Origin of the sequence: Homoserinimonas sp. OAct 916 (assembly GCF_003260275.1) — a bacterium.
Classification (GTDB): domain Bacteria; phylum Actinomycetota; class Actinomycetes; order Actinomycetales; family Microbacteriaceae; genus OACT-916.
Map to the genome: position 1 here is coordinate 122,616 of NZ_QJHB01000007.1, position 19,757 is coordinate 142,372.

General features: G+C 63.7%; 16 protein-coding genes and 1 tRNA gene. 5 read left to right on the forward strand and 12 right to left on the reverse strand.

Features of this window, described 5'->3' with window-relative positions:
* Nucleotide 1: 1 nt before the first annotated feature.
* The 3 genes from DL891_RS09685 to dnaK all read right to left on the reverse strand — a co-directional run bounded on the left by DL891_RS09685 (nucleotide 2) and on the right by dnaK (nucleotide 3,695).
* Entirely contained in the window at nucleotides 2-991 is a 990-nt protein-coding gene (locus tag DL891_RS09685; RefSeq protein WP_111720338.1) for a DnaJ C-terminal domain-containing protein, read from the reverse strand.
* Nucleotides 992-1,119: 128 nt separating this feature from the next.
* A complete protein-coding gene (locus DL891_RS09690; RefSeq protein WP_111720234.1) occupies nucleotides 1,120-1,818 on the reverse strand; it encodes a nucleotide exchange factor GrpE in 699 nt (232 codons plus the stop codon).
* A 2-nt stretch (nucleotides 1,819-1,820) separates the two neighbouring features.
* On the reverse strand, nucleotides 1,821-3,695 hold the full coding sequence (gene dnaK, locus DL891_RS09695; RefSeq protein ID WP_111720235.1) for a molecular chaperone DnaK: 1,875 nt from the start codon (nucleotides 3,693-3,695) through the stop codon (nucleotides 1,821-1,823).
* A gap of 238 nt (nucleotides 3,696-3,933) precedes the next feature.
* Between dnaK and DL891_RS09700 the strand changes: the two genes are divergently transcribed.
* A complete protein-coding gene (locus tag DL891_RS09700) occupies nucleotides 3,934-4,386 on the forward strand; it encodes a MarR family winged helix-turn-helix transcriptional regulator (RefSeq protein ID WP_111720236.1) in 453 nt (150 codons plus the stop codon).
* 174 nt (nucleotides 4,387-4,560) lie between these two features.
* On the opposite strand, the gene dcd is transcribed toward DL891_RS09700, so the two are convergent.
* On the reverse strand, nucleotides 4,561-5,166 hold the full coding sequence (gene dcd / locus DL891_RS09705; RefSeq protein ID WP_111720237.1) for a dCTP deaminase: 606 nt from the start codon (nucleotides 5,164-5,166) through the stop codon (nucleotides 4,561-4,563).
* Nucleotides 5,167-5,396: 230 nt separating this feature from the next.
* On the opposite strand from dcd, the gene DL891_RS09710 reads away from it, so the two are divergent.
* Entirely contained in the window at nucleotides 5,397-6,308 is a 912-nt protein-coding gene (locus DL891_RS09710) for an alpha/beta fold hydrolase (protein WP_232819098.1), read from the forward strand.
* On the opposite strand, the gene DL891_RS09715 is transcribed toward DL891_RS09710, so the two are convergent.
* Together DL891_RS09715 and cls are read right to left on the reverse strand one after the other, a co-directional pair.
* Entirely contained in the window at nucleotides 6,276-6,983 is a 708-nt protein-coding gene (locus tag DL891_RS09715) for a triacylglycerol lipase (protein WP_111720239.1), read from the reverse strand. The two genes, DL891_RS09710 and DL891_RS09715, sit on opposite strands and share 33 nt — an antisense overlap.
* A gap of 2 nt (nucleotides 6,984-6,985) precedes the next feature.
* Complete coding sequence (cls, locus tag DL891_RS09720; protein ID WP_111720240.1) at nucleotides 6,986-8,446, reverse strand: cardiolipin synthase; 1,461 nt, start codon at nucleotides 8,444-8,446, stop codon at nucleotides 6,986-6,988.
* Between the two features lie 578 nt (nucleotides 8,447-9,024).
* Here cls and DL891_RS09725 point away from each other — a divergent pair.
* Nucleotides 9,025-9,098: transfer RNA gene (locus DL891_RS09725), tRNA-Gly, on the forward strand.
* Nucleotides 9,099-9,430: 332 nt separating this feature from the next.
* Here DL891_RS09725 and DL891_RS09730 read toward each other — a convergent pair.
* The 6 genes from DL891_RS09730 to DL891_RS09755 all read right to left on the reverse strand — a co-directional run bounded on the left by DL891_RS09730 (nucleotide 9,431) and on the right by DL891_RS09755 (nucleotide 15,743).
* Nucleotides 9,431-10,555: a C45 family peptidase gene (locus tag DL891_RS09730; protein WP_111720241.1), complete on the reverse strand. Its 1,125-nt coding sequence runs from the start codon at nucleotides 10,553-10,555 to the stop codon at nucleotides 9,431-9,433.
* Nucleotides 10,552-11,382: an ABC transporter ATP-binding protein gene (locus DL891_RS09735; protein WP_111720242.1), complete on the reverse strand. Its 831-nt coding sequence runs from the start codon at nucleotides 11,380-11,382 to the stop codon at nucleotides 10,552-10,554. Before DL891_RS09735 ends, DL891_RS09730 begins: the two co-directional genes overlap by 4 nt.
* Nucleotides 11,375-12,190, reverse strand: coding sequence for an ABC transporter ATP-binding protein (locus tag DL891_RS09740; protein WP_111720243.1), 816 nt, complete (start codon nucleotides 12,188-12,190; stop codon nucleotides 11,375-11,377). Before DL891_RS09740 ends, DL891_RS09735 begins: the two co-directional genes overlap by 8 nt.
* Nucleotides 12,190-13,017: an ABC transporter permease gene (locus DL891_RS09745; RefSeq protein ID WP_111720244.1), complete on the reverse strand. Its 828-nt coding sequence runs from the start codon at nucleotides 13,015-13,017 to the stop codon at nucleotides 12,190-12,192. Before DL891_RS09745 ends, DL891_RS09740 begins: the two co-directional genes overlap by 1 nt.
* A complete protein-coding gene (locus DL891_RS09750) occupies nucleotides 13,014-13,961 on the reverse strand; it encodes an ABC transporter permease (RefSeq protein ID WP_232819099.1) in 948 nt (315 codons plus the stop codon). Before DL891_RS09750 ends, DL891_RS09745 begins: the two co-directional genes overlap by 4 nt.
* 120 nt (nucleotides 13,962-14,081) lie before the next feature.
* A complete protein-coding gene (locus tag DL891_RS09755) occupies nucleotides 14,082-15,743 on the reverse strand; it encodes an ABC transporter substrate-binding protein (RefSeq protein ID WP_111720245.1) in 1,662 nt (553 codons plus the stop codon).
* A gap of 148 nt (nucleotides 15,744-15,891) precedes the next feature.
* On the opposite strand from DL891_RS09755, the gene DL891_RS09760 reads away from it, so the two are divergent.
* Nucleotides 15,892-16,914 (forward strand): LacI family DNA-binding transcriptional regulator, encoded by a 1,023-nt coding sequence (locus tag DL891_RS09760; protein ID WP_111720246.1) that lies wholly within the window; start codon nucleotides 15,892-15,894, stop codon nucleotides 16,912-16,914.
* A 399-nt stretch (nucleotides 16,915-17,313) separates the two neighbouring features.
* Complete coding sequence (locus tag DL891_RS09770) at nucleotides 17,314-19,731, forward strand: excinuclease ABC subunit UvrA (RefSeq protein WP_111720340.1); 2,418 nt, start codon at nucleotides 17,314-17,316, stop codon at nucleotides 19,729-19,731.
* Nucleotides 19,732-19,757 lie beyond the last annotated feature (26 nt).

Sequence of the window (19,757 nt, forward strand, 5' to 3'; positions counted from 1 at the left end):
GTCACCGCCTCGCCCGGTCGATCAGTTCCAGTCGGGGGTTCTCTGGCGGCAGCAGGGTGCTGAAGTGCTCGAGCGCTTCTTTCGCTTCAGCGCTGACGTGTGACGGCACCGCGACCTGCACCTCGGCCAATAAGTCTCCGGTGCCCTTGCTCGTGGCCACCCCGCGCCCCTTCACGCGGAGAATGCGGCCGCTCGGTGTCCCTGGGGCCACCTTGAGCTTCACCGGCGCACCGCCCAGGGTGGGCACTTCGATGGTCGCACCGAGAACCGCCTCCGCGAAGGTGACCGGCACGGTCACGCGCAGGTTCAACCCATCGCGTTCGAATACCGGATGCTTGCGCACGGTGACGGTGAGCACGATGTCGCCGGGCGTGCCGCCGTCGCGGCTGGGCTCACCCTTGCCGCGCAGGCGGATCTTCTGCTGGTCGGCCACGCCGGCCGGAATCTTCACCGTCAGCGGCCGACCGTCTGCGGTCTGCAGGGTAATGGTGTCACCCTGGGTCGCCGTGATGAAATCCAGCGTGGTGGTTGCCGTGACGTCGCGACCCCTGGTGGGTCCGCCAGCACCACGGTAGCCTCCGGACGGCTGGCCGAAGCCGCCGCCGCCGAACATTCCGCCCAACAGGTCTTCGAAACCGTGGCCGGAGGAGCCGCGGCTCTCGTATCGCACGTTCTGCTGACCGCCGAACATGCCGCCGAACACGTCTTCAAAGCCACCCGCCTGGCCGCGGCCCCCCGACGTGAATCGGGCACCGGAACCCATGGCGCGCACCTGGTCGTATTCCTTGCGCTGCTCGGGGTCGCTGAGCACCGAATTGGCCTCGGAGATCTCCTTGAACTTGTCTTCCGCCTTCGCGTCACCGGGATTCGAGTCCGGGTGGTACTTGCGTGCAAGCTTGCGATAGGTCTTCTTGAGCTCGGCCTGCGAAACATCTTTGGAGACACCGAGGGTCTTGTAGAAGTCCTTGTCAAACCAGTCCTGGCTGGCCATCGGCATCTCCCTTCTTCTCGTCGTTCATGGTTTTCTGGGTGTCACACGCTGCCGACCGCCGCGGCCGGGAACCGGATGCACCCGCACCCGTTCCCGACCGCGATCGGGCCGTTGATGTTGTTGACACTTTATTCTTGGGGAACGGCCACAACCACTCGGGCTGCGCGCAGCAGCACCGAACCGATGGTGTAGCCAGTCTCGATCACGTCGGCGATGGTGTCGACCTCGACCTCGGCACTCGGCTGCTGGAACAGCGCCTCGTGAAGGTTGGGGTCAAACGCCTCGCCAGCGGCACCGAATGGAGTCATTCCCAGCCGCTCGACGCTGCCGCGGATCTTCGCCGCGATCACCGCAAGCGGGGAACCATCGACCAGGTCACCGTGCTTCTCGGCGCGGTCGAGGTCGTCGAGCACCGGCAGGAGCTCCTTGGCGATCTCTCCGGCGGTGCGGTCACGCTCCAGCTCGTGGTTGGCCTCGCGAGCCTTGCGGTAATTGAAGAACTCCGCCTGCACGCGCTTGAGCTCCCGCTCCCGCTCGGCCGCGAGCTCCTCAGCCGACACCTGGCCGGAGAGAAACCCGAGATCCGAGTCTGAGAGGGAGGTCTCGATGTCGGGACCCTCCGCCTCGATCAGGCCGCCGTCGGAGTCGGCTTCGGAATCTGCCGAAGCGTTCGCCGTGGCTTCTTCCTTGGCTGCCTTCGCGGGCTTTCGCACCTTGCCGGTAGTCGGATCGACCTTTCGGTTGTTCCGGATGATCGGCTCTTCGGGCTGCTCGGCGTCGCGGTCGTCGGGGTCACGACCGTTTTGCCCGGACGATTTGGCGGCCATTGTTACTTGGCCTCTTCTTCGTCTTCGACAACCTCGGCGTCAACCACGTCTTCGTCAGCGGCCGGCTCCCCGGCGCCCTCAGCACCCTCTGAGGCGTCGCCAGCGGCGGTGGCCGCCGACTCCTCCTGAGCCTGCTTGTAGATGGCCTCACCGAGCTTGGACTGGCTCTCCTGCAGCTTCTCGAACGCGGGCTTGACTGCGTCCTTGTCGTCACCGGCGAGAGCCGACTTCAGAGCGTCGACGTCAGCCTGAACCTCGGTCTTCACCTCTTCGGGCAGCTTGTCCTCGTTCTCCTTGATCATCTTCTCGATGGAGTAGGCCAGCTGCTCGGCGCTGTTGCGAACCTCGGCCTCCTCGCGCAGGCGCTTGTCCTCCGCGGCGTGCTCCTCACCCTCGCGCACCATGCGCTCGATGTCTTCCTTCGCCAGCGACGATCCACCGGTGATGGTCATCGACTGCTCCTTGCCGGTGCCCTTGTCCTTGGCAGACACGTGCACGATGCCGTTGGCGTCGATGTCGAAGGTGACCTCGACCTGCGGGATGCCGCGGGGGGCCGGGGCGATGCCGGTGAGCTCAAACGTGCCGAGCGGTTTGTTGTCGCGGGTGAACTCACGCTCGCCCTGGAACACCTGGATGGCAACCGACGGCTGGTTGTCGTCGGCAGTGGTGAAGGTCTCACTACGCTTGGTCGGGATCGCGGTGTTTCGCTCGATCAGCTTGGTCATCATGCCACCCTTGGTCTCGATGCCGAGGGACAGCGGGGTGACGTCAATGAGCAGAACATCCTTGCGCTCACCCTTCAGCACGCCGGCCTGGAGTGCGGCGCCGACGGCGACGACCTCGTCAGGGTTGACACCCTTGTTGGGCTCCTGGCCGCCGGTGAGCTTGGTGACCAATTCGACCACGCTCGGCATACGAGTGGAGCCGCCCACCAGAACCACGTGGGCGATGTCGCCGACCGAGATGCCGGCCTCCTTGATGACGTCCTTGAACGGCTTCTCGGTGCGCGCCAGCAGGTCGCCGGTGAGCTCCTCGAATTTGGCGCGCGACAGCGTCTCGTCGAGGTTCGCCGGCCCGTTCTCGGTCAACGAGAGGTAGGGCAGCTGGATGCTCGTCGTTGTCGACGAACTGAGTTCCTTCTTGGCCTGCTCAGAAGCCTCCTTGAGGCGCTGCAGGGCGATCTTGTCCTTGGAGACGTCGACCCCGGTGGTGTCCTTGAACTTCTTGATCAGGTAGTCGACCACGCGCTGGTCCCAGTCGTCGCCGCCGAGGCGGTTGTCGCCCGCGGTTGAACGCACCTGAATGGTGGAGAAGTCGTCGTCCTTGCCCACCTCGAGCAGGGATACGTCGAAGGTTCCGCCACCGAGGTCAAAGACCAGGATCAGCTCGTCTTCCTTGCCCTTGTCGAGGCCGTACGCCAGCGCGGCGGCGGTGGGCTCGTTGATGATGCGCAGCACGTTGAGGCCGGCGATCTCTCCGGCCTCCTTGGTGGCCTGGCGCTCGGCGTCGTTGAAGTATGCGGGCACGGTCACGACTGCGTCGGTGACCTTGTCGCCGAGGTACTGCTCGGCGTCGTGCTTCAGCTTGGCGAGGATACGGGCCGAGATCTCCTGTGGCGTGTACTTCTTGTTGTCGATGTCCACCTTCCAGTCGGTGCCCATGTGGCGCTTCACGCTGGAGATGGTGCGGTCGACGTTGGTGACGTTCTGGCGCTTGGCGGTTTCGCCGACCAGCACCTCGCCGTCCTTGGTGAATGCGACCACCGATGGGGTGGTGCGGAAGCCTTCCGCGTTTGCGATCACCTTCGGCTCTCCGCCTTCGAGGACGGCTACGACCGAGTTGGTGGTTCCGAGGTCAATACCTACGGCACGAGACATGTTTGCTCCTTCAATAGTGGATGTCCGTATAAAGTTCTCGCGAGACTTGAGTCTCACGGGCTCAAGTCTGCCATCAGCTCGATTCGCTGTCAAGTCGGCAGCGTGAAACTTGAGTGACATTGGCTCAACCTTGCTTCAGTCCTGGTCACGACCCCGGTGAATCCGCGAGTGGCAGTGGCTACGGCGACGCACGGCGCACGTTCGTGACACCCGTCGGCGGCTTGGTTAGGCTGGCGACATGAGCACCGTACCCCCCGGGTCCGACGAGGCCCCACCCGAACGCCCGATCGGATTCTGGCTCACCCTGCTGGGGAGACTGGTCGACGAACAGTTCGCTGTCACCCTCCACGAACACGGAGTGACCAGGCGACAGTGGCAACTGCTCAACCTGCTCTCATCGGCCTCCGCCTCGGTGGCCGAGCTCGATGCCCAGGTCGCCCCTTTCCTCGACCAGGCAGCGGGTGAGACATCCGCCGACCATTTGGGTGAACTGGTGGAAAGCGGCTGGGTGACCCTGGACGCATCGACCTATGCCTTGACCGACCGCGGCCGCATGGCGTGCACCAGGCTTGCTGTGGTGGTGGCTGACTACCGCACCCTGGTCGGCGACGGTGTCAGCGACGAGGAGTATGCCACCACCGTCAGAGTGCTGGAGCGCATGGCCCGCAACCTCGGCTGGAGCGAGGGTTGACCGCTGGACCGAGGGCTGACCGCAGGGCCGAAGGCTGACCGCAGTGCCGAAGGCTGACCGCCCCGTCACCGCCCACCGATACCCATCCGGCTGAAAGTTGTCCGCGCGCGCCCATCACTCGACCGCACGGCTGTCGCTCGCCGCTCACACGCGACGAAATCGCGGTGGTGGGGGCTACTCGCCGGCCTTGCCCGCGTCGGTGGCAGACACGTCGGTGCGGTGAAAGTTGAGGTGTGAGCGGGAGGCCGTGGGGCCGCGTTGGTTCTGGTAGCGCGACTTGTACTCGCTCGAGCCATAAGGCCGCTCGGTCGGCGAGGTGAGGCGAAAGAAGCATAGTTGCCCGACCTTCATGCCAGGCCAGAGCTTGATCGGCAGGGTGGCCATGTTGCTCAGCTCCAGCGTGACGTGGCCCGAGAACCCGGGGTCGACGAATCCAGCGGTCGAATGGGTGAGCAGCCCGAGTCGGCCGAGTGAACTTTTTCCCTCCAGCCGGGCTGCGATGTCATCGGGCAGGGTGACGGCCTCATAGGTGGAGCCCAGCACGAATTCGCCGGGGTGCAGGATGAACGGCTCGTTCGGCTTCGCCTCGATGAGGCGGGTGAGCTCGGGCTGATCCTCGGCGGGGTCGATATAGGGGTACTTGTGATTGTCGAACAGCCGAAAATACCGATCGATGCGCACGTCGACACTCGCCGGCTGGATCATCTCGGGCACGAACGGGTCGAGCCGGATGCGGCCTGCGGCGAGTTCCGCTTTGATGTCGCGATCTGAGAGAAGCACAGTTGATACTCTACCGATGGATCCATGACGACAGGGCTACTCGGCGGGTACGCCGGGAGTGCGCATGAGAGACCGCCGCGATTGCCGCGTCGGATCACCCAGTGCGGATGATGCGACCCCCGTTCAAGAAGCGCACAATCGGCTTGAGAGGTTGGGTCAGCCCCGCGCTCCACGCCGGCAGCGAGCGGGAATAGGCTGCGCGAAACACCTCTATGCGATCGGAGTCGAAAGTGGCCGCGAAATCTCGGAAAGTTTCCGCATCCGGAGCACGAGAACGCAAGCTCCCCAGGCACCCGGCCTCTGCGCTGGCAGAACGATGGACGAGCGTCGACGGCATCGACGTCTTCTACCGGGAGTCCGAGGTTCCACCGGACGCGCCGGTGATGATGCACCTGCACGGGTTCGGGCTCTCGGGCCGTTACCTGCTCCCGACCGCCGAGCTTCTCAAAGACGAGTTTCACACACTCGTGCCCGACCTGCCGGGGTTCGGCCGAAGCGGGAAGCCACCGCACCCCCTCGACGTCGTCGACCTCGCCCACGCGGCAGCCCGGTTCCTCGATAATCGCGGCATCGAGAAGGCGACGCTGGTCGGCAACTCGATGGGTTGCCCCATCATCTGCGATTTCGCTTATCACTATCCCGAACGGATCGATCGTGCGGTACTGGTGTCGCCGGCGGGCGGAATCTACAACCAGCCGCTGCGGGTCGCTGTCGGCCAGCTCGCCCGCGATGGTTCCCGTGAGCCTCGAAAGATGATTCGAGTGGCCACACCAGACTATTTACGATTCGGCGTCCCCAGCACAGTGCGCATGTTCAAGGCGCTCACCCGGTACCCCTCCCTCGAGCGCCTGCTCTCCCTGCACATCCCCACCCTGGTGGTCCTCGGCGAAAGGGACCCGCTGATGCCGCATTCCGACCGCGTGCAAGAGGTCGCAGGCCGCTCTGACAATCACGTTCTCGTGGTGCTGATGGAGGGCGCCGCGCACGCGATCAACTTCAGCAACCCGCGAGAGCTGTCACACATCATTCGGCTGTTCATGGCCGATCAGCCGATCGTAGGCGATCCCGACTCACCGGGGTTCTCTCGGCTGGTGGAGGTTCACCGCGGCTCACTCCACCCGCCGAGCCGCCCAGTCGGCTGATGGGGGTGCCGACGCCCTTTCACGTACGATCTCGAACGTTTGCGGCTTTGCAAGGATTCGAAAGTGGCCGCCTGTCGGAAGCTCGATGTTCTGTGCCCCGAGCAACCCGCTGCCACCTGGAATGTGAGGGTCGAATTGCGCATACACGGAGACTATCCGCGGGTTGACCTCGCGAGAGGCGGCCAGACGACGGACCGTCGGGTCGTCGGGGGAAAATGCCCGAAGGCTCGGAAGCATCAGGAAGCGCGCATAGTTGGAGCCGTTGAACGGGGTGCTGACGGCGACCATTCCGGTGATTCGACACCGCTCATCCCTGTAGGCCATGACGTACTTTCCTATGAGTCCGCCCTTGCTGTGCGCAACGATCAGAACGTCTTCGAGGTCATTTGCCTGGATGAATGCCGCCACCGTCTGGGCAGATTCGTCGACGGGCGCGCGGTTTCCGCCGAGCGCTGTCACCACGAAGACGGGGTGACCGGCGCTGTGTGCGGCCCGCACCAGCGGAAGCATGAACGACCATCTTTCCCAGACCCCCGGGATCACCAGGACGGGCCGCTTCTGGCCCGAGCGGTAGTCATTGACGCGGGCACGCCCGAAAATGGCGCGGCATTGCCAGTAGGCGACGAACGCATAATCTGCGACCCACCATGCCCCCTTCTGAAGGGCATTCCTCACCGCTACTCCAGCGCCGAAGTCAGCCGCGCCAGGCCGTCTAGGGCTGTCGACTGCCACGGTTCCTTGTTCCATTCTTCAAGTGTGAGCTGGCTGCCGATCTCGCGGTAGTGGGCTTCGACCGCGCGCATCTCGTCGACGAAACTCGTGCCGTACACCAGCATCGAGATCTCCATGTCAAGCAAGAATGATCTGATGTCCATGTTGCTCGAGCCGATGACCGCAACATCGTCGTCAATCGAAAGATGCTTGGCATGCAGGATGTACGGTGCCGGGTAGCGCCAGATCTCGACGCCCGCCTCGAGCAGGGGGCTGTAGTAGGAGCGCTGGGCGTGAAAGACCGGGCCCTGGTCACCGATTGCTGATACGAACAGTTGCACTTCAAGACCACGCTTCCTGGCCGCAATGATCGCGTACAACATCGCCTCATTGGGCACGAAGTATGGGCTGGTGATGATGACCTTCTTCTGAGCCGAGTGCAGCAGCCCGAGAAAGAGCTGGAGGTTGTTCTCCCCCTCGTAGCCGGGGCCACTCGGAACAACCTGACAGTCGAGTGCGTCACTGCCTGAGCTCGCGGCGATATCGGTGACCACAACACGTTCATTTTCGATCAACTCGTCGGTCTCGGCGTACCAGTCGCTCAGGAAGATCGCGTTGATTCCCGAGACGACCGGGCCTTCCACCCTGGTGATGAGCTCTTGCCACAGCAGTCCGCGTTTGATGTTCTTGGGCGAGTTGTAGGTGCGGTCGATCAGGTTCTGTGAGCCCATATAGGCCACTCGGCCGTCGACCACCACCAGCTTGCGGTGGTTGCGCAGGTCGGGCCGCTGATACTTTCCCTTGAACGGCATCACCGGCAGCATGTAGGCCCACTTGACGCCGATCCGGTCCAGGAGCGCGAATGTTTCCTTGCTCCCCGGCACTTTGCGCGATGACAGGTGGTCGGCCAGCACCCGCACAGTCACTCCGCGTTTCACCGCGTTCTCGAGGGCGCTGAAGAACGGTTGGGTGGAGGCGTCGCACGAAACGATGAAGTACTCGACGTGGACAAAGGTGGTCGCTGTGTCGATCTCGGCGGCCATCTGAATGAAGCCGCCGTTGTAGTCGTCGATCAGCCGAGCGGTGTTGCCGCTGACCATGGGCACAGCCCCCAGGTTCTGGTTCATTCGAGTGATGTTCTCAAGCCAGTGTGGCCAGGCCGACCGATCCGAGACCAGGTCGACGTTCGGCACGCTTGCGGCGATCATCTCATTGATCTTCACCTGCTTTTCCAGGCGTTTCTTCGGCAATTTCGGACTGCCGAGAAGAAAGAAGAAAAGAAGACCCAGATAGGGGATGAAGAAGATGGCGAGAATCCACGCCATCGCCGCGGTGGGTTTTCGGCCCTTGGGAATGATGATCAGCGCCGCGATCTTGATTGCGAGATCGATGACGAACGCAAGCAGTGCAAAGTTGAATGGGGTCACGCGCGTTCTCCTTCGCTTTGCACCCTCGCAGCTGTTGCTCGAGCCATTTCGCTGCCGCCTAACCGGGATTTCAGGGGGTCGTCCCAGCCCGCGCCCATCGCTCGACCATTCGTGTCTGGGTTCGCGCGGGCCATACGAAGCTGTGCCTACTTATCGCAAGCGTAAGAGTCTCGACCAATCTCGGCGTCATCCGAACGGGATGAGGTCTTCCCGTGTCATGACCCCGCCCAATTTCGAAGCATCACCCGTTTTCGGTGATGTATACGCGCATCTCGACTGGCATGCGTTGGTCGACATCGGCACTCGTTGCCCGTATCGCGAGGTCGCTCACCAGTGGCGAAAGCCGCCGTGGTCGGGGCCGTGGTCACGCCCACGCGACGCTGGATCTGACGTCGTCGGAGGCGAAAAACGAACATCACTTCCGCTGGGTTGTGGCCGTGTCGTCACCGCCGTTGTTACCCCCGGGACTCACGAAGGCAGCGGCCATTTTCAGGAAGAATCAGTTTGGCCGAGAACTTTCGACCGACTAGTGTTGGAGTCGCCTGAAATTCCGAATTTTCGCTGGAATCGCAGTGCACGCGAGTGTAGTTCAGTGGCAGAACTTCAGCTTCCCAAGCTGATAGCGCGGGTTCGATTCCCGTCACTCGCTCCATTGTCAGTTCTCAACCAAGATGAGGCTTTTCTCAACCAAGTTGAGACTGGAGAGTCGTCGCCCACAGCCACGTCGTCGGGTCATCGCTCATCTTCGACTGTGGCGGTCGCACGGAGCGCCATCACGACAAGCAGTATGTTGGCACTCTTCGGAGGTTGGCGTTTTTCCTACGACGAAAACATATTCTTCCGTGCTCTTCGCCATGGTTTCACGGTCCCGAAACTGCATCGTCCTTTACGGCGAGAAATGAGAGTGCCCCGACGACACAAACCGCACCGCCGCTTGGTTCGCCGATTCGTTCCGGTGTCACCGTGTCATTTGGGGCTCTCCGCTCAGGGCGTCGTGTCCGTCGACGAGCCGCTCTGGGCCACCAGCCGCACCGACTCTGCGCCGGCGACCACGTCGACCGGCGAGCCGGCGGTGACGGTCATGGCATGCGCCTCGGCATCCAGCTCGATCGTCGCCAGGGTTGCCCACCGGTCGCCGAACACGGCGCCAGGAGCCGGCACACAACACAGTTGCGCCACATCGCCCGGCGCTGACAGCAGGTAGGGAACGAGCTCGGCCGTCGCCACCGGCATCGTCGCACTCGCGACGCGCGCGGCCAAGACATCGAGCCGGTGCTGGGAGTCCGGCTCGTACATTCCTGGCTTCTCACCGGCCGCGAGTCGGGCGTCGAGAAAGTGATTCGTGTGCAGCAAGACGCCGTCTCGCGGTCGCAACACCGCCGATCCGTCAGGGCTCAACTCGACCATGGCGGCCTCTTCGGGGCTCACCACCGAGATGGTGCTTGAGGTCGTCACCGGCGCGGACCGCAGAATATCGATCGCCTCGGCCAGGGAGGACGCCTCGGCGAGAACTCGCGCACAAAGCAGGTGCACGGGCACGCCCTCGACACGGTCGGACCGGTGACCGAGAATGTTCAACATCACCCCGACCCCGGCATCATTGATGCCGATCTTGCCCAGGATGCCGTGTTCAGTCAGCCCGACAAAGGCCCGCGGGGTTCCGCGAACGCTCTGCAGGTGCCAGCAATCAGCGAGCTCCTCATGCCAGTCCCAGGTCTGCACACCGACCGGGCTCTGGACGGTGCTCACGATCGTGGAACATTCCCCGGGGCGCGTCACGTCACTTCCCGTGGAGTCACCCCGCGTCGCCCCGGATAGGATCTCCGTTCTGGCGTTCAGCGCGGCGATCTGCCACACCTCCAAGCCGGCGCCCTCTGCGGTGCCGCGCATCTCCTCAGCGAGCGGAGCATGCCAGCCTTCCGTGACGGAAACGGCGTTCTCGGCTTGCCGCCGAACCGTCTCGCGGTCGACACCGACGGTCTCGAACAGGTCGAGGTAGACGTTGATGCCCTCGCGCAGGGTCCCGCGAATCGCTGCGCCCCTTTGCTGCCCTCGCTCAAAAGGATCTTCGGAATTGATGAGTACAACGTCCCCGACGGGCCTGGTCATGAGGCGATTTCCTCTCGGAGGGCGCGAATGACGCCCCGTTTCGGCTTCCAGCCGGGGCGCGGAGCGCACTCCAGCAACAATTGGGTGTACGGATGCTGCGGGTCCCCGAGCACCTGGGCCGTCGTGCCCCGCTCCACGATGCTCCCTCGACGCATGACCACCACCTCGTCCGCGATCATCTGCACGACCGAGAGGTCGTGGGTGATGAACAGGTAGGTGAGGCCCTTCGAACGACGCAGCTCGTCGAGAAGCTTGAGGATCTGTGCCTGAACGGTGACGTCGAGCGCGGCCACCGCCTCATCGAGAACGATGATCGACGGTTCGGCCGCGAGCGCACGGGCGATCGCGACACGTTGCCGCTGGCCACCGGAGAGTTCGTCGGGAATGGCATCGAGGTGCCGAGCTTCCAGACCCACTTGTTCGAACAGCTCCCGACATCGCGCGCGGCGCTGTTTCGCATTGAGGGGCGTGTGGGCGCGAAGCACCTCGTCGACTGCGACTTGCACCCGCAACCTGCGGTTGAGTGAGCTCTGCGGATCTTGGAATACCATCTGGATCTCTCGTGCACGCGCGCGCAGGGTTCGACGGTTCGCGCGTCGGGCGACGGTTTTTCCACCGAGCTTGACGGTTCCCGTGTCGGCGGTCTCGAGCCCGACGATGATGCGCGCCAGCGTGGTCTTTCCCGACCCGGATTCGCCGACAACCGCAAGACACGTGCCCGGCTGCACTGCTATCGACACAGCGTCGACAGCGGTCACTGAGTCGCGAGACCGCTTCCCGCGAAACGTCTTGGTCAACTGGTCGACGCTGATGATGGCCTCAGTCATGCGCCACCTCCGCCTCGCGATTCGATGCCCACATCACAGTGGCAGGGCGCGACTCCATGAGCACGCGCGTGTAGGGGTGTTCCGGATGATCCCGCAGCTGCTCGGGAACTCCCCGTTCGACAATTTCTCCGTCCTTCATGACATTGATTCGGTCACAGACGGATGCCGCCAGGTCGAGGTCGTGCGTCACGAACAGCATCGCCATGCCCAACTCACGCCGACACTCGTCAAGGATCGCCATCACTTCTGCCTGCGTGGTCACGTCAAGCGCAGTCGTCGGCTCGTCGGCGAGCAGCAGCTTCGGCTCACCGGCGATTGCCCCTGCGATCACGACGCGCTGCAACATGCCCCCCGAGAGCTGGTGCGGGTACGAACCCAGTACAAGGTCGATTCTCTCGATACCGACCTGTTCCAGCAGTTCGCCCGCCCGCAGGCGCGCCTGTCGTCGCGGCACCCCCTGGGCGTCGTGCATGCCCTCGATCAGGTAGCGTTCGACCGGCAGCACGGGATTGAGAACCGCGTGCGGGTTCTGGGCGATCATCGCCACGTCGGTTGCGCGCATGCGGCGCAGGGCCTCGCCGCGCAACGAATGCACATCGAGCCCATCAAGGGTGATGCGGCCAGAAACCGTGGCGTTCTCGGGTTCGATGCGCAGGATCGATCGGAGCGTCATCGACTTTCCACTGCCCGACTCGCCGACGAGACCGATCGACTCCCCGGCCGCGACCTGCAGCGAGACATCACGCAGGATCGGCACGGCGGCGTCTTCGATCATGATCGTCATGGAGAGATTCTGTACGTCAAGCATCACGACCTCCTTCCGGCGGCGGCGCGACCGCCGAGGCGTTCGCCGATGTAACCCAGTGATGCCACGGTGAGAACGATGAACAGTCCGGCCAGCATGCTTTCGGCCGGGTAGCCCTTCAGCAGGGACTGTTGCCCGTTCGAGACCATCAGCCCCCAGTCCGCGAGAGGCGGCTGCACGGCCAATCCGAGGAAGCTGAGGGCAGCGATCTCGATCATCGCAAACCCGAAGTTGATGGTTGCTCCGGTAATGATGAGCGGGGCCACGTTGGGAACCAGGTGCCGCGCGGTGATGACGGCCCCGGAGATGCCCTGAAGCTGCGGCGAACGCACGTAGGCGAGGTTGCGCTCCCGAAGTGCCATGCTTCGAATCACGCGCGCCGTGTAGGGAATGTACGAAATGGACAACGCAAGCGCGGCTGTGGTCAGGCTCGGCCCGAACACGGCAATGGCGAGCATGGCCAGCAACAGGTTCGGAAACGCGAAGAGCAGATCGAGTACGCGACTGATCGCCGAGTCGACGGCCCCTCCCCACCAGACGCTCGTCAATGCGATCCCCGTGCCCAGTACCCCGGTGACCGCAACAACGATGAGCGGGCCGACCAGGCTCGATCGAGCGCCCCAGAGTATCCGCGAGAAGATGTCCCGGCCCGCTTGGTCAGTGCCGAAGAGGTGATCGAGGCTGGGGCCTTGGAAACGTTGCGTGACCGAGCCGATTGTCGGATCGTAGGGGGCTATGAGCGGGGCGAGCAGGGCGCCCACCACCACGATGGCAAAAATGAAGGCAGCACCGACGCCGATCGGGCCCAGCCGTTTGGCGAGCGCCTTCATCGTGCCGCCCCCAGTCGCACCCTGGGGTCTATTGACGCATACAGCAGGTCGACGAGCAGGTTGATGATCCCAAAGGCTGCGACGAGGATGATGGCGATGGCCTGTACGACGGCGAAGTCCTTCTTCTGCACGGCGTTCACCAGCAGGGTGCCGATCCCATCGAGTGTGAATGCGTACTCGACCACGAAGGCGCCTGCGATCAAACCGGCAATATGCACGCCGACGACGGTGCTCACGGGAAGCATCGAGTTGCGAATGATGTGGCGGCCGAGGACCAGTCGGGCGGGCACACCGCGCGCGCTGGCCATCACGGCGTGCTCGGAGTGACGCTCCTCGCGTATCGCGGTGCGCGTGATTCGAGCGACAACGGCCAACGACGGGAGGGCGAGGGCGAGGGCCGGCAGTGTGAGGTGCCAGATTCGGTCAACGACACCAACCCCGGAGCCGAAGACGGGGAACCAGCCGAGCCCAACGCTGAAGATGCTCATCAGTATCAGTGCGGCGAAGAACGTTGGAACGGCGAATCCGACGTTGGAGCCGAGGATGATGATCTTGTCAGCCACCCCATCGCGGAGTCCTCCGATCACGCCGAGCGCGATACCCAGGACGACGATGAGGATGGCGGCGAGCAGCACCAGGGTGAGTGTGGTCGGCAGTCGGTTCGCAAGGAGGTCTCCAACATCCTGCCTGTTGGACAGGGACTGACCGAAGTTGCCCTGGAGCACATTGGTGAACCAGTTCCAGAATCTCACAAAGAACGGGTCGTCCAGCGAGTACTGCTTGCGGATGGCGGCGAGCACCTCCGGCGTGACCGTCCTGCCCTGCACCAGGAAGTTCTCTGGGCTTCCCGGGGCCGCATACATGGCCGCAAACACGAGGAAGCTGGACACGATGAGCACACCGATCAGCGCGGCGAGTCTGCGTACGACGAAGATCAGAGGCAACGGCGTTCCTTTTCTACGGTGCGTTGTTTCATCGGGCTGCGAAGTTCGAGCCGTGCTGACATCGGTGGCGACCCCCCCCAGGCGCCACCGATGTCAGCTGCCGGATAACGGCGTTGGCTCCTACTGGTTGCCGGAGGCGCCGACGTCAGCCGCCCACGGGTAGTAGAGGTAGACGAACGAGGCCGGGGCACCGGTCACTCGGTTGCTCATGAACAGTCGCACCGACGGGTCAACGATCGGAATCCAGGGCAGGTCGGTCATGACGCGCTCCTGCAACTGATTCACCAGGTCGGCGCGCTCATTGTCGTCACCTGTAGCGGCAGCTTGGGCGATGAGGTCGTCCACGGCGGCCTCACTGTAGCCGTTGTAGTTCTGCGATCCACCGGTACCGACGATGGTGCGCAGGAAGGCGAGCGGGTCGGGAACGTCCATGTAGTTGTTCGTCACGAACGCGTCGTGGCCCTCGCGTGCCTTCGGGTCGGAGAAGAACGCACCGAACTGCGCGCTGGGCACGCCTTCGGGCTCAACGGTGAGACCAATCGCCTTGCCGCCGTTGGCGATCTCCGAGATGATGTCGGCGTAATAGGTTCGCTCGGACGGGTAGACGATCTTGATGGGCTGCGACAGGTCGGTCGTCGCGCTCTTCAGGGCTTCCTTCGCCCCGTCGATGTCGACAGCGGTCGGCGCGAGGGTGTCGCGTCCTGCAGCGAAGACGTCATTTCCGTAGGCCCAACCATTATTGGGAACCAGCGAGCGCGATGCCGTGGCGGTGCCTTCGAACACCGTGGCGGCGATGGCTTCGCGGTCGGTGGCCATCATCAGCGCCTGGCGCACGGCCGGGTCGGCGAACGCGCCGTTTCCGGTGCCGATGATCGCCAGCATCTGCAAGGACTGCCCGAGGTACAGCGACCCGTTGGAGGAGTTTTCCAGGGTGCTCAGCGCGCTGAGCGGCAGGTCGTACGAACCGTCGAGCTCGCCGGTGGACAGTGCGTTCGCGATGGCGGCCGAATCGACGATGAAGTTGATGTCGATCTGCGCGGTCTTCGCCATCTTGTCGGCGTTCCAGTAGTTGTCATTGCGCATGAGCGACAATTTCTGGCCCTGGTTCCAGTCGCCGACAGAGAACGGGCCGGTGCACATGACCTTACCCGTGGGGTTGCCGTAGTTTTCGCCGGCGGCTTCGCGCTGCGCCTTCTCGACGACGGTTCCGAGCGGAGTGACCATGTAGGAGTTGAAGGTGGAGTCGGGACTCTTGAGCGTAACCGTGATCTCCCAGTCACCCGTCTTTTCGATCGACGCGATGTTGGAGACGATTCCACCGGCCCAGTAGCTGCCCTCATCCGCGTTGAGGTGACGGTTGAGACTGAAGAGAACGTCATCGGCAGTCATCGCCTGGCCGTCCCAGAACGTGACGCCTTGACGAATCGTGTAGACGTAGGTCGCCGCGTCCGGGCTGTCGACCTTCTCGGCCAGTCCCGGCTCGATGCTGTAGTCGGGCTGCAACTGCATGAGCCCCTCGCACAGGTTGGAGACGACGGTGTTCTCGGGGTAGTTGAATGCCTTGATCGGGTCGAGCGAGGCGGGCTCGCCCAATGGCAGGTTCCACGAAACCAGGTCAAGGTCTCCCGTGGCGGCCGGGGTGGTGACCAGAAGATTGCTCAAGTCGGTGCCGGTGCCGTCGGGCGCGCCACTGGCCCCGTTCGTGGCTCCTTGGTTGCCCGATGCGCACGCAGTGAGCGCCAGGGCCAGAACGACCGGAATCGCCAGCAGTTGTCTCTTCATTGAAATTGCTCCTCAAACTCACGTTGTCTGCACGGTCCATCCGTCACGCAGAAGCGCGACATTCTTGTGACACTAACTGACCAAAACGTTTTGGTCCAACTCTGACCAAAACGTTTTGACTTTGTGACCTTGCTAGTAGGGTCAGAGAGTGAGCAGCAGTCAGATCAGACGTCGACCCACCATTCATGATGTTGCCCGCGCAGCCGGCGTTTCAATCACCACCGTTTCTCACACACTGAACGACAAGGGCGTGGTGGCAACCGCCACCCGGCAACGCGTGCGTGATGCGGCGACCGAACTGGGTTACAGCCCCGACGCGATCGCTCGTGGCCTGCGCAGCAACAGGCTGGGCGTTTTGGGTCTTGTCATCCGCCCGCTCGATGACCTCGACTCGTACCAGCCGGAGGGGGTCGACTACTTCATGCGGTTTGCCGGGGCGGCCGCGGTGGAGGCCCTGGACAGGGGTTATGGGCTCATGCTCGTTCGCGATCCGTCAACTCCCGACGCCCCACAGATCGCGCTGGCCCTTGACGGCTTCATCATCGCCGACCCGGTTGCCAGTGATCCGGTGATCGCGTTGCTGAACCGGCTGGGAACCCCGCTGGTAGCCGTGGGACGCGATATCGAGCGCCCGGAGTTCCGCGACTGGGTCGCCGACTCGCACGACATCGGGTCGGTGCTCTCCCACGTTCAGGAGCAGGGGGCCGAGACGGTCGCGCTGGTGCGAGGAACAGATGCCAATGCCTGGAACGCTGACAACGAGTCGGAGTATCGGCAGTGGGCTCGTGAGAGCAACCAGACGGCCATCGTCTACAGCAAGGACGAACGCTCAGGAGAAGCGGGGGGCCGCGAGGTCGCAGAATCCATGCTGAACTTTGGTGGTCCCCTCCCGGACGCGGTCTACTGTCTCACCGGACGGCACGCCGCGGGGCTGCAACGGCGACTTCAGAAAGCCGGATTCTCGGTTCCGGACCAGGTGATGGTCGTCGCTGGGTCAGACTCCGAGCAGACGCGCAACAGCACTCCGCCGATAACCTCGGTTGACCTGCAACCCGAGGCGTCGGCGAAGGCGGCCGTGGGCTTTCTACTCGCGCGGCTCGAGGGAAACGAGAACGGCCCCGCCCCAATAGTGGAGAACAAGCTGATCGTGCGCGGGTCCACCACGCGCTGAATCAGGCGGCTGTCCCCCACACGAGGAGGCTGGCAAGACGTTCACCATTCGTGCCCGATCGTCAGGAAAAAAGGGAGCCTGAACGGAGCCGCCAGCAACGTATCGACGCTACTCTGCCCGCCACCGCGGCCGGTCGAGGTAGCCACGAAGGGTGTAGTTGGTGGGTGCGCCGGTTCCTCGTTCGGGCGCCGGATGGCAACGTCATCAACATCGTGCGGCATTCGGACTGAGGCGGCGACGCTTCCGTCTCCCGCCTCACTTCGTTGGCCGACCGCGCTACCGACCGGGATGTGAAGCACTCCATTCTGCGGGCGAACGGAGGCCGGTCAAACCTTCCCAGTTATTCTGGTCATGCGAAACACCGACGGGGCCCAGGCTGAGCCCACAGATGGAGGCACGATGAGCCCCGCACAGAACCACACAGCATCGACGCAGGTGCACCCCGCCGACAGCCACGACGTGATTCGCGTACAGGGTGCCCGCGAGAACAACCTCAAGAACATCACCGTGGAGATCCCGAAGCGCCGGCTGACGGTGTTCACCGGGGTCTCGGGCTCGGGCAAGAGTTCGTTGGTCTTCGACACGATCGCCGCCGAGTCGCAACGAATGATCAACGAGACCTACAGCTCGTTCGTACAGGGTTTCATGCCCACCCTGGCGAGGCCAGACGTCGACCTGCTCAGCGGCCTGACGACGGCAATCATCGTCGGCCAGGAGCGCATGGGCTCCAACCCGCGCTCAACGGTCGGCACCGTCACCGACGCGTACGCGATGCTGAGGATTCTGTTCTCCCGGCTGGGCAGCCCGCACATCGGCTCGCCACAGGCGTTCTCCTTCAACGTCGCCTCCATCAGCGGGGCGGGGGCGGTGACCCTTGAGCGCGGCGGCAGGACGGTCAAGGAGCGGCGCGACTTCGCCATCGTCGGAGGCATGTGCCCCCGGTGTGAGGGAACGGGTGCGGTCACCGATTTCAACCTGTCGGCCCTGTACGACGACTCGCTGTCCCTCGACGACGGAGCCCTCACGGTTCCCGGTTACAGCATGGACGGCTGGTACGGCCGTATCTACCGGGGCAGCGGGTTCTTCGACCCGGCCAAACCTATCCGAGACTTCAGCACGAAGGAGTTGGATGCCCTGCTCTACAAGGAGCCGACCAAGATGAAGGTCGACGGCATCAACCTGACCTATGAGGGCCTGATTCCGAAGATCCAGAAGTCGATGCTCTCGAAGGATGTCGACGCGATGCAGCCGCACATCCGCGCATTCGTCGAGCGCGCTGTGACCTTCACGACCTGCCCGGAGTGCGATGGCACCAGGCTCAGCGCAGTGGCCAGATCGTCAAAGATTCTGGACAAGAACATCGCCGAGGCCAGCGCGATGCAGATCAGTGACCTCGCGGACTGGGTGCGTGACATTAACGAACCGTCGGTGGCGCCGCTGCAGTCGGGATTGGTCTACCTCCTGGACTCGTTCGTGGACATCGGGTTGGGATACCTCTCCCTCAACCGGCCATCGGGGACCCTCTCCGGTGGAGAATCGCAGCGCACGAAGATGGTGCGCCATCTCGGGTCTTCGCTCACCGACGTCACCTACGTCTTCGACGAACCCACCATCGGCCTGCACCCCCACGACATCGAACGGATGAACACCCTGCTCGAGCAGCTGCGCGACAAGGGCAATACCGTGCTCGTCGTGGAGCACAAGCCCGAGACGATCCAGATCGCCGACCACGTCATCGACCTGGGCCCCGGCGCGGGCACAGCCGGAGGCACAGTCTGCTTCGAGGGCACCGTGGCCGCGCTGCGAAAGAGTGACACGGTGACGGGCCACCACCTGGATGACCGGGCGCGGCTCAAGGACTCGGTGCGCTCCTTCACCGCTGCGCTGGAGGTCCGAGGAGCGTCCACCCATAACCTCAAAAACATCGACGTCGACATCCCGCTCGGCGTGCTCTGCGTGATCACCGGGGTCGCCGGCTCCGGCAAGAGTTCACTGATCCAGTCAGACGGCCCCTCTCTCGACTCTTCAGCGCAAGCAGTTGCCGGCCGCGACGGTGTCGTGGTGGTCGACCAGGGAGCGATCCGCGGTTCCAGACGCAGCAATCCCGCCACATACACGGGCCTGCTCGAGCCGATCCGCAAGGCTTTTGCGAAGGCGAACGGGGTGAAACCGGCGTTGTTCAGCTCGAACTCCGAGGGCGCCTGCCCGGCCTGCAACGGCGCAGGCGTCATCTACACCGACCTGGGCATCATGGCCACTGTCGAATCCGTCTGCGAAGAATGCGAGGGAAGAAGGTTTCAGGCGCAGGTGCTGGAATACACGCTGGGCGGCCGTAACATTGCCGAAGTCCTGGAGATGTCGGTGATCGAGGCAGAGGCATTCTTTGAAGTCGGAGAAGCCCGCATTCCGGCCGCCCACGCGATCACGGGCCGGCTCGCCGATGTCGGCCTCGGCTACCTGTCCCTCGGCCAGCCCCTGACCACACTGTCCGGCGGCGAGCGCCAGCGCATCAAACTGGCCACCCGCATGGCCGAGAAGGGCGACGTCTACGTGCTCGACGAGCCGACCAACGGTCTGCATCTCGCCGATGTCGGGAAACTACTCGGACTGCTCGACCGGCTTGTCGACTCGGGAAAGTCGGTCGTCGTCATCGAGCACCACCAGGCGGTGATGGCGCACGCCGATTGGATCATCGACCTGGGGCCGGGGGCCGGCCACGAGGGTGGTCGGATCGTGTTCGAGGGTACCCCCGCCGACCTTGTTGGCAGCCGTTCAACCATCACCGGCGAGCACCTCGCGGCTTACATCGGCCACTGACCGGTCAGACCGGCTGTACGAAACCG

What these genes read in the sequence shown, in the direction of transcription:
- DL891_RS09685 (WP_111720338.1), bottom strand. Translation starts at nt 991, where the DNA reads ATGGCCAGCCAGGACTGGTTTGACAAGGACTTCTACAAGACCCTCGGT.
- DL891_RS09690 (WP_111720234.1), bottom strand. Translation starts at nt 1,818, where the DNA reads ATGGCCGCCAAATCGTCCGGGCAAAACGGTCGTGACCCCGACGACCGC.
- dnaK (WP_111720235.1), bottom strand. Translation starts at nt 3,695, where the DNA reads ATGTCTCGTGCCGTAGGTATTGACCTCGGAACCACCAACTCGGTCGTA.
- DL891_RS09700 (WP_111720236.1), top strand. Translation starts at nt 3,934, where the DNA reads ATGAGCACCGTACCCCCCGGGTCCGACGAGGCCCCACCCGAACGCCCG.
- DL891_RS09730 (WP_111720241.1), bottom strand. Translation starts at nt 10,555, where the DNA reads ATGACCAGGCCCGTCGGGGACGTTGTACTCATCAATTCCGAAGATCCT.
- DL891_RS09735 (WP_111720242.1), bottom strand. Translation starts at nt 11,382, where the DNA reads ATGACTGAGGCCATCATCAGCGTCGACCAGTTGACCAAGACGTTTCGC.
- DL891_RS09740 (WP_111720243.1), bottom strand. Translation starts at nt 12,190, where the DNA reads ATGCTTGACGTACAGAATCTCTCCATGACGATCATGATCGAAGACGCC.
- DL891_RS09745 (WP_111720244.1), bottom strand. Translation starts at nt 13,017, where the DNA reads ATGAAGGCGCTCGCCAAACGGCTGGGCCCGATCGGCGTCGGTGCTGCC.
- DL891_RS09755 (WP_111720245.1), bottom strand. Translation starts at nt 15,743, where the DNA reads ATGAAGAGACAACTGCTGGCGATTCCGGTCGTTCTGGCCCTGGCGCTC.
- DL891_RS09770 (WP_111720340.1), top strand. Translation starts at nt 17,314, where the DNA reads ATGAGCCCCGCACAGAACCACACAGCATCGACGCAGGTGCACCCCGCC.